The following is a 12,634-nucleotide window of genomic DNA, read 5'->3' on the forward strand; positions in this document are numbered from 1 at the left end:
GCGATCACGAATCGCAGCGGCACGCCATGTTCGCGCATCAGTAACTTCTTATGCTCACCTCAGGCCAGCACAAAACCATAAAGGCCTCTCTCCCCTACAGGTTGTTACGTGAGGATTTAAAGATGCTCAGTCAAATACAACGTTTTGGTGGTGCCATGTTTACCCCGGTGTTGCTGTTTCCCTTTGCCGGGATCGTGGTGGGAATCGCCATCATGCTTCGTAATCCGCTTTTCGTGGGCGAAGCCTTAACGGCTCCTGATAATCTGTTCGCGCAGATCGTGCACATCATTGAAGAGGGCGGCTGGGCGGTGTTCCGCAATATGCCGCTGATTTTTGCCGTTGGCTTACCGATTGGTCTGGCGAAACAGGCGCAGGGCCGCGCCTGTCTGGCGGTGCTGATCAGCTTCCTGACCTGGAACTACTTCATCAACGCGATGGGGATGACCTGGGGCCACTTCTTTGGCGTCGACTTTTCCGCCGAACCGACGGCGGGAAGCGGGCTGGCGATGATTGCCGGGATCAAAACCCTTGATACCAGCATTATTGGGGCGATTGCGATTTCCGGTATTGTCACTGCGATCCATAACCGCTTTTTCGAGAAACCACTGCCGGTTTTCCTGGGCATTTTCCAGGGCACCTCGTTTGTGGTGATTATCGCGTTTTTCGTCATGATCCCCTGCGCCTGGCTGACGCTGCTGGGCTGGCCGAAAGTGCAGATGGGCATTGAGTCCCTGCAGGCGTTCTTACGCTCCGCCGGTGCGCTCGGCGTCTGGGTGTATACCTTCCTGGAACGCATTCTGATCCCAACCGGGCTGCACCACTTCGTCTACGGTCCGTTTATCTTTGGCCCGGCCGCCGTTGAGGGCGGGATTCAGGTCTACTGGGCGCAGCATCTTCAGGCGTTCAGCCAGAGCACGCTGCCGCTGAAAACCCTGTTCCCGGAAGGTGGTTTCGCGCTGCACGGTAACGCTAAGGTGTTTGGATCGGTCGGGATTGCGCTGGCGATCTGGTACACCGCCTCACCAGAAAACCGCGTCAAGGTCGCGGGCCTGCTGATCCCGGCCACGCTTACCGCCGTGCTGGTGGGGATTACCGAACCGCTGGAGTTTACTTTCCTGTTTATTTCGCCGCTGCTGTTTGCCATTCACGCCGTACTGGCGGCCACCATGGCGACGGTGATGTACACCTTTGGCGTGGTGGGCAACATGGGCGGTGGCCTGCTGGACCAGTTCCTGCCGCAAAACTGGATCCCCATGTTCCATAACCACGCTTCAACGGTATTCACCCAGATCGGCATCGGCGTCTGCTTTACCGGCCTTTACTTCGTGGTCTTCAAAACGCTGATTGAGCGTCTGAACCTCAAAACCCCGGGTCGTGAAGAGAGTGAAATCAAACTCTACAGCAAGGCCGACTATAAGGCGGCGCGCGGACAAACCACCGCCCCGGCTGCCGCCAGCCAGCAGGTCGGCCAAGCCGCCGGATTCCTGCAGGCGCTGGGCGGCGCGGCCAACATCGAAAGCATCAACAACTGCGCCACCCGCTTGCGTATCGCGCTGGTCGACATGGCGCAAACCCAAAGCGATGAGGTGTTCAAAGCCCTCGGCGCACACGGCGTAGTGCGACGCGGCAACGGCATACAGGTGATCGTTGGCCTGCACGTTCCGCAGGTGCGCGACCAGCTGGAATCGCTGATGAAAACCCCTTTAACGAATGAACAAACCACCCTGACAGAGGCTATATCATGAAAAAATTCTCAGTTGTCATTGCAGGCGGCGGCAGCACCTTTACGCCTGGTATCGTCCTGATGCTGTTAGCCAACCGTGACCGTTTCCCGCTGCGTGCCCTGAAGTTTTATGACAACGATGGCGCACGTCAGGAAACCATCGCCGAGGCGTGCAAAATTATCCTTAAGGAACAGGCACCGGAGATTGAGTTTAGTTACACCACCGATCCAAAAGCGGCGTTTACCGATGTGGATTTCGTGATGGCGCACATCCGCGTGGGCAAATACCCGATGCGCGAAAAAGACGAGAAAATTCCGCTGCGTCACGGTGTGCTGGGTCAGGAAACCTGCGGCCCGGGTGGGATCTCTTACGGCATGCGCTCCATCGGCGGCGTACTGGAACTGGTGGATTATATGGAGCAGTACTCCCCGAACGCGTGGATGCTGAACTACTCCAACCCGGCGGCGATTGTGGCGGAAGCGACGCGCCGCCTGCGTCCGCATGCCAAAATTCTCAACATCTGCGATATGCCAATCGGTATTGAAGGGCGCATGGCGCAGATTGTCGGCCTGAAAGACCGCAAACAGATGCGCGTGCGTTACTACGGCCTGAACCACTTCGGCTGGTGGACATCGATTGAAGATCTGAACGGTAACGATCTGATGCCGAAACTGCGCGAATACGTGGCGAAACACGGCTATGTTCCGCCTTCGGAAGATGCGCATACCGAAGCGAGCTGGAACGATACCTTCGCCAAAGCCAAAGACGTGCAGGCGCTCGATCCAGATACCATGCCAAACACCTATCTGAAGTATTACCTCTTCCCGGACTACGTGGTCGCGCACGCCAACCCGGAGCGGACCCGCGCCAATGAAGTTATGGATCACCGTGAGAAGCATGTATTCAGTTCGTGCCGGGCGATTATAGAAGCCGGAAAATCCTCTGCCGGGGAGCTGGAGATCGACGAACATGCCTCCTACATCGTCGATCTGGCGACGGCGATTGCCTTTAATACCCAGGAGCGGATGCTGCTGATTGTGCCAAACAACGGGGCCATTCATAATTTTGATGCCGACGCGATGGTGGAAATTCCGTGTCTGGTGGGCCATAACGGGCCAGAGCCGCTCACCGTGGGTGATATCCCGCACTTCCAGAAAGGGCTGATGAGCCAGCAGGTGGCGGTGGAAAAACTGGTGGTGGATGCCTGGGAGCAACGCTCGTACCAGAAACTCTGGCAGGCAATCACCCTGTCAAAAACCGTACCGAGCGCGTCGGTCGCGAAAGCGATTCTGGATGACCTGATCGAGGCCAATAAGGATTACTGGCCAGAACTGCATTAACCCTCCTGACCGGCATCGCCTGATGCCGGTCTCCTTGTCCTGGCCGATTTACGCTATGCTGAAGCCTGCCTGCAGCATGACAAGGAGCCTTCATGAAAATTTCCCGCCTCGGTGAAGCCCCGGACTACCGCTTCTCGCTGGCCAATGAACGTACATATCTGGCGTGGATCCGTACCGCGCTGGGCTTTCTGGCCGCCGGCGTCGGTCTTGATCAGCTCGCGCCCGATTTCGCCACGCCGTTGATTCGTGAAGTGCTGGCGCTGTTGCTGTGCCTGTTTGCGGGCGTACTGGCGATTTACGGCTATCTGCGCTGGCTGCGTAACGAAAAGGCGATGCGCCTGAAGCAGGATCTGCCCTATACGCGTGGGTTACTGATCATCAGTGCGATTTTGCTGACAGTGGCGGGCGTGGTGATGGTGCTGGTGGTGTATGGCGGATAGTCGCAAAGCGCGGCGCGAAGCGGACCCCGGCCTGCAGCCGGAGCGGACGTCGCTGGCGTGGCTGCGCACGCTGCTGGGGTATGGCGCGCTGATTGCCCTGGCGATTAAGCACAACTGGCACCGCACGGGGCTACCCTTCTGGATCTCACTGGTTGTGCTGGCGCTGGTGGCCATCATTTTATGGCGCTATACCCGCAGCCGTAACGTGATGGACGTGGCGCAGGACGATTTTGTGCAGCCGAAGGCGGTGCGGGATAAGTTCCTCATCGCCCTGGCCGTGCTGTCGCTATCACTGCTGTTTGCGGTAACCCACATTCAACAAATTGTGCACCTGTAGGCCGGGTAAGGCGCAGCCGCCACCCGGCATAATTACTTCCCTTTCGCCAGATACTTCGCCATCTCGTCTTCCGGCACCATGCCGCCGCCGGTCGCCCACACGAGATGGGTGACGTTGGCATCAGCCTGAACACGCAGCGGCCCGGCCATGCCCGCCAGCGCCGATGGCTCCAGACGAATCCCTTCCTCCTGCGCCAGCCAGCCGAGCATGTCGTACATGCTTTGATCGGAAAGGGTATAGAACCCGTCGAGCAGACGTTCCATCGCGCGGCCGACGAAGCCCGACGCGCGTCCGACCGCCAGCCCGTCCGCTGCCGTCACGTTGTCGATACCCAGATCCTGCACGGCAATCTCATCGTGCAGGCCGGTATAAACTCCCAGCAGCATGCACGGGGAGTGCGTGGGCTCGGCAAAGAAGCAGTGAACGTTGTCGCCAAACGCCAGCTTCAGACCAAACGCCACACCGCCAGGCCCCCCGCCAACGCCGCACGGCAGATAGACATACAGCGGGTGCTCTGCATCCACCACACGGCCCTGTTCGGCAAACTGCGCCTTCAGGCGCTCGCCGGCAACGGCATAGCCCAGGAACAGGGTGCGAGAGTTTTCATCGTCGATAAAGAAGCAGTTCGGGTCGTTTTCCGCCGCTTTTCGCCCTTGTTCCACAGCCACGCCATAATCCTGCTCATATTCCACGACGGTAACGCCATGGCTGCGCAGTTTGGCTTTCTTCCACTCGCGGGCGTCGGCGGACATATGTACCGTCACCTTAAAGCCGATGCGTGCGCTCATGATGCCGATGGACATTCCCAGGTTGCCGGTTGAACCCACCGCAATGCTGTACTGGCTAAAGAAGTCTTTAAAGCGCGGTTCCAGCAGGATGCTGTAGTCATCTTCAGTGCTCAGCAATCCCGCTTCCAGCGCCAGTTTTTCCGCGTGGGTCAGCACCTCGTAGATGCCGCCGCGCGCTTTAATCGAGCCGGAGATGGGCAGATGACTGTCTTTTTTCAGCAGCAGCGTTCCGGGAAGAGCCTTGCCAGATTCTCTCTCCAGCCGTTTTTTCATGGCCGGAATAGCAACCAGCTCAGATTCGATAATCCCGCCCGTTGCCGCGGTTTCCGGGAAGGCTTTCGCCAGATACGGCGCGAAGCGGTTGAGGCGCGCATGCGCGTCGTCCACGTCGGCTTTGGTCAGCCCGACATAGGGCAACCCTTCTGCAAGCGAAGTGGTTCGCGGGTTAAGCCACGTGGTCTCTTTCAGAGCCATCAGATCCTCAACCAGAGGAAATTGTGCGGTTAAAGCAGTGATAGTTGCGTTTTCCATAATACGTCTCGTCGCGCTCAGATAATGAAAGAAAGCAGGAATGTGCCGCCAAGTGCAAGCACCGAGGCGATAAACGTCGCCGTCGTATAGTATTTGAAGGTCTCATTCAGGGTCGCGCCGCAGTATTGCTTGACCAGCCAGAAGAGCGAATCGGTCACGATCGTGCAGCCAATAGCGCCGGAACCGATGGCAATGGTGATGATCTCCGGGCTTACATTCGGGTAGAGCGGCAGCATCGGCGCGAGAAACGGGTGAAACTTCAGTTTTACGATGGTTAAAACAATCAACACAATGCTGACAAGCAGCGTTACCACAACCCAGACCGGCGATCCCATATCTCACCTCACCCTTATGTCATCTGTGGGTATTGGACGAAAAAACGGCGTGAGCTGACAAACGATAAAAATTGCCGTTCAGGTGAGCCAGATTGGATCAACTGAGTGACTGAACTCAAAAAAGCGCACTTATTTCGCTGTTGGTTCACATAAATTCATGCCTGGGCGGTATGCTGGGCGCAGAAATAACGTGTGAGAATTGTGATGACCGATGCGAATGAAGTCAGAAACCGGCTGCTAAATGGCTGGCAACTGTCAAAAATGTACACTTTTGAAGTGGCTGCCCGGCATGAATCCTTTGCGCTGGCGGCGGCGGAACTGTCGCTCAGCCCCAGCGCGGTGAGCCACCGCATTAACCTGCTGGAAGAGGAGCTGGGCATTCAGCTGTTTGTCCGCTCGCACCGTAAAGTTGAGCTAACGCTGGAAGGAAAGCGCGTTTACTGGACCCTAAAATCATCCCTCGACACCCTGAATCAGGAGATCCTGGATATTAAAAACCAGGCGCTGTCCGGTACGCTGACGGTGTATTCCCGGCCGTCAATCGCCCAGTGCTGGCTCGTCCCCATGCTGGGGGATTTTACCCGCCGTTATCCGTCGATATCTCTCACCATTCTCACCGGCAATGAGTACGTCAATATGCAGCGAACCGGCATCGATCTGGCCATCTATTTCGACGATACGCCGCCAAACTACCTTTCTCATCATTTCTTGATGGACGAGGAGATTTTGCCCGTCTGCTCGCCCGCATATGCCCGCGAGCATGCGCTGTTGAAAAACCCCGATAACCTCAGCCACTGCACGTTACTGCACGACCGTCAGGCCTGGAGTAATGATTCCGGTACGGATGAGTGGCTCAGCTGGGCGCAGCATTTTGCGATGAATATGCCGTCATCATCGGGTATTGGCTTCGATCGTTCCGATTTAGCGATAGTGGCAGCCATGAATCATGTGGGCGTGGCGATGGGGAGAAAGCGGCTGGTGCAAAAGCGCCTTGAGCGGGGCGAGCTTATCGCCCCGTTTGGCAACAAGACCCTCAAATGCCATCAGCACTATTACATCTCAACGCTTCCCGGCCGTCAGTGGCCGAAAATTGACGCCTTTATTGGCTGGCTAAGAGAACTGGCAGGCTGAAGAATTATTACGCTTTGACGCTACACCAAATACAAAAAAGCGTGCTAAATACAGGTAATGCTTTTGATTTATCCAGGGTAAGCCGTGTTAAAGCCTCTTATTGCGACCGCGTTACTTCTCTCTTCCGGCTGGGCGATAGCCGCCGAGCCGCCGCTGACGGCTGCGCTTTATGCACAAAAGCTGGGTGTGGGTATGGACGTGGACTGGGCGCGCACCGAGCGCGGGATACGGGAATTCGACCCGCTGGTGGTACGCGACTTTCGCGCGAAAGGCATCAGCCATGTGCGTATTCGCGTGGCCGATGAGCCGACCGAAGCACGGCTGATCCACCTGCGTAAGCTGGTGGAAGCCTGCGAGCAGTACGGCGTGATCCCGATTATCGCGTATCAGGCGGACAGCTATAAAAACGATCCGAAAGCCGATAACGAAAAAGAGGTTACCGACTGGTGGATTGCCGTGGCGCACTATTTCGGCAAACGTTCGCCGCTGCTGGGCTTTGACCTGATTTATGAGCCTGCGGACAAGCTCAACCACAACGCAGCCTCGCTCAACCGGGTGTATGAGAAAACCATTAAGGTCATCCACAGCATTGATGCGGACCGGATGATCTTCATCGCTCCCCGCCTGCGTGCGGCCCCCGAAGATCTCCCCAGCCTCAAGCTGCCTGCGCACAGCCAAAACTTTCTGCTGGCGGAGTGGCATATCTTTCCGTGGGGGCCGCTGAAAAATAACGGTAAATACCCGTGGACCTCCGGTATGGCGGCGGAGAAAGCGGCGATTCACAATCGCATCGCGACGGCGCTGCGCTGGCAACAAAAAACCGGACACGTCAGCTGGGTCGGGGGCTGGGGCGTGGGGGAGTCAAACCGCTTTACACCCACCGCGTCGCAAATGGCCTTTGCCACGTTTATGGCCTGCGAGCTGCAAAAGGCGAAAATACCCTACGCGATTAACGCCGATTTCCAGTTTTATGACGGAGAGGAGGGGGCCTGGCGGCCAGCGCCAGAGCCGCTGCTGGAGGCGATGATTGCCCCGGCGTGTGAAAAGCCCGGCGAGAAGCCGGGCCATCATGCGGTTAAACAGGCTGCTCGTGGTGGGGAACACGCGACGCCAGCGGCAGCCAGCACAGCAAAATCAGTAGCCCCATCAGCGTCATCAGTAAACCCAAACTAGCCTGCCCGGTTTGCGGCATCATGGCGGAGAGCCAGGCCAGCGCGCCGGAACCGATGTTTTGCAAACCGCCCACCAGTGCACCCGCCGTACCCGCGAGGAACGGGAACGGCTCCATGGCGCCGCTGGTGGCAAGCGGGAACAGCATCCCCGCGCCGAAGAAGAACAGCGCCGCCGGGATCAGCAGCGTCCAGACGGTCATTACGCCAAACAGACCCGGGATCCACATCATCAGGCCAGCCAGCAGGCAGCTGATAACAGACTGCCACATCAGCGTTGAGAAGCGTTTGTTCTGACGTCCGGCGAACCAGGCCCCAAAGAACGCCGCCGGGATCGGCAGGATAAACAGAATACTTACCACCATGCTGCTCAGGCCAAGCCCCGCTCCCAGCAGTACGCCGGAGCAGGCTTCGAACACCGCAATGCCCGCAAGACCGCCGATCAGCATCAGCAGATAACAGGTTAAAGCCCCGTTGCCGAACAGCGTTTTGTAACTGGCGAGAAGCTTCGTGCGCGGTGCGTCCTGGGGACGGGTTTCCGGCATCCAGCGCGCCATACTGAAGGTGACAATCACGCACAGCACCAGCAGGAAGGCATAGCAGGCGCGCCAGGACCACATTGTGTCCAGCAGGCCGCCAATCAGTGGTGCCAGCAGCGGGCTGACCAGAATACCCATATTCAACAGGCTGTTGGCATGGCGGAGTTGCGTGCCCTGATACATATCGCACGGTAAGGTACGCGCCATCACCCCACCGACGCCCGTGCCTACCCCCTGCAGCGCGCTGGCGGCAATTAGTACGGTCAGGCTATGGGTGGTAATAGCAATCACCGTCGCGACCATGAAAATGCACATGCCGGTCAGAATGACCGGACGGCGGCCAATGCGGTCGGATAATGGCCCGTAGAACAGCTGCGAAACGCCATAGGTCAGCAGGTAGGCGGCCATCACGCTTTGTACCGCGCCCTCGCGGACGTTGAGTTCCTTTGCCATGTCGGCAATCGCCGGAATGTAGATGGTTTGCGCCATCTGACCGACGGCCACCAGTAACACCAGCATCAACAATAAGTTAACGTTCCTTTGTTTTTTCATGTCGCTGAATACTTTTGCCAAAAGAGAAAAATGAAGAATAAGTGACTACGCATTCCCATAAATGCGCGAGGAATCTACCACAATGAGATGACAAATTAAGCATTGTCATGATGAATGAAGAAGAGGATTAAGGCAGGTTTTGTAAACAAGAACGGCAACTAATGTTGCCAGTGAATTACGCCAGACGCAGCAGGATCGCACCGGCTGCAATACCCAACGCGGCAGCGATACGCAGACCGGCAACCTTTTCTTTTAAAAGCACAAATGCGATCAGCGCACCGAAGAGTATGGAGGTTTCACGTAGCGCAGCGACAACCGCCAGCGGAGCCTGCGTCATCGCCCATAAGGCCAGGCCATACGAGCCCATGGTTCCCACCCCACCGAGCAACCCCTTTTTCCAGTGCAAACGCAGGTAGCTGGAAGCTTCGCGGCGTCGCGCCACCATTGCCCAGCACAGCAGGCAGAAGCCGTTCATAAAGAAGGTCCACAGCGTATAGCCCAGCGCGGTATCCGATAAACGTACGCCCGTTCCGTCCACCAGCGTATAGCCGGCGATAAAGCAGGCGTTCAGCAGTGCCAGCCAGATCCCTTTGCGGGACTGCAATCGGCCATTCATCGCCATCGCGAGGATCGACAGGCAGATCACCCCGATGCCCGCCCAGGCGAGCCAGGAGAGGCTATCCCCGAGCACCAGCACGCTGATCAGCGCCACCAGCAGTGGGGCTGTTCCGCGCATCAGCGGATAGGTCTGGCTCATGTCTGAGACCTGATACGTCTTCGCCACCAGTACCGTGTACACCACCTGCAGCGCGCAGGAGACCACTAAAAATGGCCAGCTGGCTACGGAGGGTTGAGGAGAAAATGGCAATAAAACCAGTGCAATGAGCGTGGCGGAGCCGCTAACGCTGATCGCCGAGTAAAGCTTATCCGTTCCGGCTTTGACAATGGCGTTCCAGCTGGCGTGCAGCAGTGCGGCGAACAGCAAAATACAGAAAACGGAGAGGGTCATGGCGTCTTTGGCGGTGAATTGTCACTCAACTGTAACATTCACGACCTGATGTCGCCAGCCAGCTACACCGCGCAAAAGAGACGATGGGTAACCCGTGGCTCGTCTGACACCAGCCTGAAGCCTGCCCGACGGTAGAAGCCGCAGGCCGTATCGGGTGCATGGGTATTGAGGAAATCAAACCAGATGCTGGCATCGGCCATCACCACCGTTAACAGCTGTTTACCAATGCCCAGACCGCGGCACTTCTCGCTGACATAAAGATGGCGAATACGTCCGGCACGCGGCTGCTGGCTGAACGGATCGCGGTTAAGGCCGCAGACGCCCACCAGCTTGCCGTTTAAAAAGGCACCCAGCAGCTTTTCACCCGGCGCGTTAAAGCGGTTTTCACCACGCTGCCAGTTCTCTTCCAGCCTGCGCAGCATATTGAAATTCGCCGCGATGCTTTCGGCTTTCAGCGCGATATACCCGGGCTCTTCCGGCGTGATGGGTTCAATTAACAGACGCGACATAGCATTCCCTCGTTATTAAAGAGGGGCGGTTGCCCGCCCCTCTCAGGTGCGACTTGAACCTGAATCACCGAAGGTATTTCAGGACAGCATCAAGCAGTTGCAGAACAGCAACAATGAGTTTGAGGATAAGTATCACCATATCCACTACGCTCATACGCGTCTCCTTTTGGTAAAAAGGAGCACGATGCTGGCGTACCTTTCCGCCGCCTGTTGCCAGCATCTCGATTGACGTAACACAGTGTGCTCACTTCAGAGGGTTAAGGCACTGACGGCACCACCCGTTTCAGCCAGGACTTCGTTGCGCCGGTAGAACTGCGGCCCCCTCGCTCACTGCGAACATCCTCAGTATAGATAAATACTGTATGCATGAACAGTATTTTGTGGACAAAATTCGAAACCCATTCCATACTCAAAAACGTCAAAATCCGTGCCGGAATTGCGCGTTCGTCTTCGATCGCATATACTTCGTGCGTTGACGTAACACAGTGTGTTCTGCGGCAACCAACCGCAAAACCCTGAAAAAACCTCGCTCCGGCGGGGTTTTTTGTTTTCTGCTTTCTGTACAGAACGGGATGCCAGTTGATTTATTGACAACGTACCCGGCAGAAATAAGGTACATATTAATGTTTCAGTTAATAATCCTTAAATATAGATTTTTTAAATAAAATTAAGTCTGTTTATTTTTAACGTGAATGAGTATTTAAATAAAATTAACGGATTTGAATTGCCCGGTTTTTCAACGTATATTCATATAACCATAAAAACAGTATGGATACGTTATGCAAGCATCTGATTACTTGAAGATGAAGTTCCAGAGCGACAGGCAGTTAGCTATTTATGGACAACAAGGCGTTGCTGGGACATGGAAAGCATTAAAGGGGATCGGTTCTGATATCTACTCAGGAATGGAGCGTGTTAGTTGGTATTCATCATGCTTAATCCCCAGCTATCACGATGTGTGTGAAGAGTTACTCTCAGAAGAAAAAAGGATGTACCTCTCAATTGTGTCTATTTACCGTTATCGCAATGTAATAGCACACATGCTCTATCTTTATTTTGAAAGCATTATGACTGATTCTGAAAATGGGAATGAAAAAAATCGCGTTCGCAAGACGGATTCAAACGTAACCGGCCTTGTTAACAACATCCCAGCAAGCAAGGCAGCGCGTTTAGCGATAGCATGGACGCTGGCCAAATCCCTTTCGGAATCCGGCTTACTTTCAGAGATCGTCGTCGAACGGCTTGCGCGCCGTGTACCCAATGTTGTTATGGCTCTGCAGCTGATGGGTACGGACCAGAAGTGCGCTCTTGCTGCCCGTCGTCTGAAAGTGTTGGATCCTAATTATTACGCCACCCTTTATGCCGCACAACTGGAGATGCTTTACTACTTTTTTGAACCATTCCTGGCTGAAATCATTAAGAAAGTGCAAACGGGATTCTACAAGGATTTTGATGCTATCTATAACGACTTAAAGGATAAATAGCATGTTTAAGAGTCTGCTATCCATTCTTTTTACAGATGTTTTATTCCCCGTTTATATTTTTGCTTGCGCCTCTTTGTTTCTCTGGCTGGTGCCCAACCACTGGGTATTATTAACATTCATTGCTATCGTCGTATTTATTATTGTTCATCCGATAATTTTCGGCCGCTTTGATAAGTACGATTGAGTTTTATAAAAAGGAGTTTGTATGTCAAATCCGGCTTATTTGTTTCTGACAGATGAAAATGGTTCGCCAATGGTAGGTCCCTGCCTGGTGTCAGGGCGTGAAGGCGCAATTGAACTTAAATCGTTCACTCATAATGTCAATATCCCGGTCGACGGGAATACCGGGAAATTGACGGGCACGCGCATACATATGCCCGTCATGTTCCAGAAGGAATTTGATCGTGTCACTCCGTTTTTATTTCGGGCGTTGAGTACGGGGAGAACGCTTCAGTCAGCCACCATAAAGATGTATCAGATTAATGAGGCTGGTTTAGAGCAGGAGTATTTTAATATCATTATGGAGAATGTAAAAATAACTTCTATTACACCCGATTTGTATCCAGGTGCCAACACCGGAACACACCTCGAAACGGTTCTCATACGCTATGAGAAAATCACCTGGAAACATTGCGACGGAAATGTCATCTATAGTGACGCCTGGAATGAGCGAGCAACATACTAAAACGTGATCCCTGACGCATTTTTGCGCAGATGAAAATATTTCCATTGTCACGCCCGAAAAC

General features: G+C 54.9%; 13 protein-coding genes and 1 pseudogene. 8 read left to right on the forward strand and 6 right to left on the reverse strand.

Features of this window, described 5'->3' with window-relative positions; translation table 11 throughout:
• Window positions 1-122 precede the first annotated feature (122 nt).
• The 4 genes from ECL_RS00095 (at window position 123) to ECL_RS00110 (ending at window position 3,841) form a co-directional block, all read left to right on the forward strand.
• Window positions 123-1,745: an alpha-glucoside-specific PTS transporter subunit IIBC gene (locus ECL_RS00095; protein WP_013094793.1), complete on the forward strand. Its 1,623-nt coding sequence runs from the start codon at window positions 123-125 to the stop codon at window positions 1,743-1,745.
• Window positions 1,742-3,064 carry a 6-phospho-alpha-glucosidase gene (locus ECL_RS00100; protein ID WP_013094794.1) on the forward strand — a complete coding sequence of 441 codons (1,323 nt, stop codon included), beginning with the start codon at window positions 1,742-1,744 and terminating at the stop codon, window positions 3,062-3,064. The genes ECL_RS00095 and ECL_RS00100 overlap by 4 nt, the downstream gene beginning before the upstream one ends.
• Window positions 3,065-3,156: 92 nt before the next feature.
• Entirely contained in the window at window positions 3,157-3,504 is a 348-nt protein-coding gene (locus ECL_RS00105; RefSeq protein ID WP_013094795.1) for a YidH family protein, read from the forward strand.
• Window positions 3,494-3,841: a DUF202 domain-containing protein gene (locus ECL_RS00110; RefSeq protein ID WP_013094796.1), complete on the forward strand. Its 348-nt coding sequence runs from the start codon at window positions 3,494-3,496 to the stop codon at window positions 3,839-3,841. The genes ECL_RS00105 and ECL_RS00110 overlap by 11 nt, the downstream gene beginning before the upstream one ends.
• Window positions 3,842-3,873: 32 nt before the next feature.
• Here the strand turns inward: ECL_RS00110 and dsdA are convergent, their stop codons facing one another.
• Both dsdA and ECL_RS00120 read right to left on the reverse strand, forming a co-directional pair.
• Window positions 3,874-5,160: a D-serine ammonia-lyase gene (gene dsdA, locus ECL_RS00115; RefSeq protein WP_013094797.1), complete on the reverse strand. Its 1,287-nt coding sequence runs from the start codon at window positions 5,158-5,160 to the stop codon at window positions 3,874-3,876.
• Between the two features lie 17 nt (window positions 5,161-5,177).
• Window positions 5,178-5,405: pseudogene (locus ECL_RS00120) on the reverse strand (GntT/GntP/DsdX family permease); the annotation flags it as partial.
• Between the two features lie 294 nt (window positions 5,406-5,699).
• Between ECL_RS00120 and dsdC the strand changes: the two are divergent.
• Window positions 5,700-6,626: a DNA-binding transcriptional regulator DsdC gene (dsdC, locus tag ECL_RS00125; RefSeq protein ID WP_013094799.1), complete on the forward strand. Its 927-nt coding sequence runs from the start codon at window positions 5,700-5,702 to the stop codon at window positions 6,624-6,626.
• Between the two features lie 84 nt (window positions 6,627-6,710).
• Entirely contained in the window at window positions 6,711-7,799 is a 1,089-nt protein-coding gene (locus ECL_RS00130) for a glycoside hydrolase family 5 protein (protein WP_013094800.1), read from the forward strand.
• On the opposite strand, the gene emrD is transcribed toward ECL_RS00130, so the two are convergent.
• The 4 genes from emrD to tisB form a co-directional block, all read right to left on the reverse strand.
• On the reverse strand, window positions 7,702-8,886 hold the full coding sequence (emrD, locus tag ECL_RS00135) for a multidrug efflux MFS transporter EmrD (RefSeq protein ID WP_044159577.1): 1,185 nt from the start codon (window positions 8,884-8,886) through the stop codon (window positions 7,702-7,704). The genes ECL_RS00130 and emrD overlap by 98 nt on opposite strands.
• A 175-nt stretch (window positions 8,887-9,061) precedes the next feature.
• Complete coding sequence (locus ECL_RS00140) at window positions 9,062-9,895, reverse strand: EamA family transporter (protein WP_013094802.1); 834 nt, start codon at window positions 9,893-9,895, stop codon at window positions 9,062-9,064.
• Between the two features lie 62 nt (window positions 9,896-9,957).
• Window positions 9,958-10,404 carry a GNAT family N-acetyltransferase gene (locus ECL_RS00145; RefSeq protein ID WP_013094803.1) on the reverse strand — a complete coding sequence of 149 codons (447 nt, stop codon included), beginning with the start codon at window positions 10,402-10,404 and terminating at the stop codon, window positions 9,958-9,960.
• A gap of 64 nt (window positions 10,405-10,468) precedes the next feature.
• Window positions 10,469-10,558 carry a type I toxin-antitoxin system toxin TisB gene (gene tisB, locus ECL_RS00150; RefSeq protein ID WP_020684667.1) on the reverse strand — a complete coding sequence of 30 codons (90 nt, stop codon included), beginning with the start codon at window positions 10,556-10,558 and terminating at the stop codon, window positions 10,469-10,471.
• 625 nt (window positions 10,559-11,183) lie between these two features.
• Between tisB and ECL_RS00155 the strand changes: the two genes are divergently transcribed.
• Together ECL_RS00155 and ECL_RS00165 are read left to right on the forward strand one after the other, a co-directional pair.
• Window positions 11,184-11,888 (forward strand): hypothetical protein, encoded by a 705-nt coding sequence (locus ECL_RS00155; protein ID WP_044159045.1) that lies wholly within the window; start codon window positions 11,184-11,186, stop codon window positions 11,886-11,888.
• Window positions 11,889-12,093: 205 nt separating this feature from the next.
• Window positions 12,094-12,573: an Hcp family type VI secretion system effector gene (locus tag ECL_RS00165; RefSeq protein WP_013094807.1), complete on the forward strand. Its 480-nt coding sequence runs from the start codon at window positions 12,094-12,096 to the stop codon at window positions 12,571-12,573.
• The last annotated feature ends 61 nt before the right edge of the window (window positions 12,574-12,634 follow it).

Source organism: Enterobacter cloacae subsp. cloacae ATCC 13047 (assembly GCF_000025565.1).
In the GTDB taxonomy this organism is placed as follows: Bacteria; Pseudomonadota; Gammaproteobacteria; order Enterobacterales; family Enterobacteriaceae; genus Enterobacter; species Enterobacter cloacae.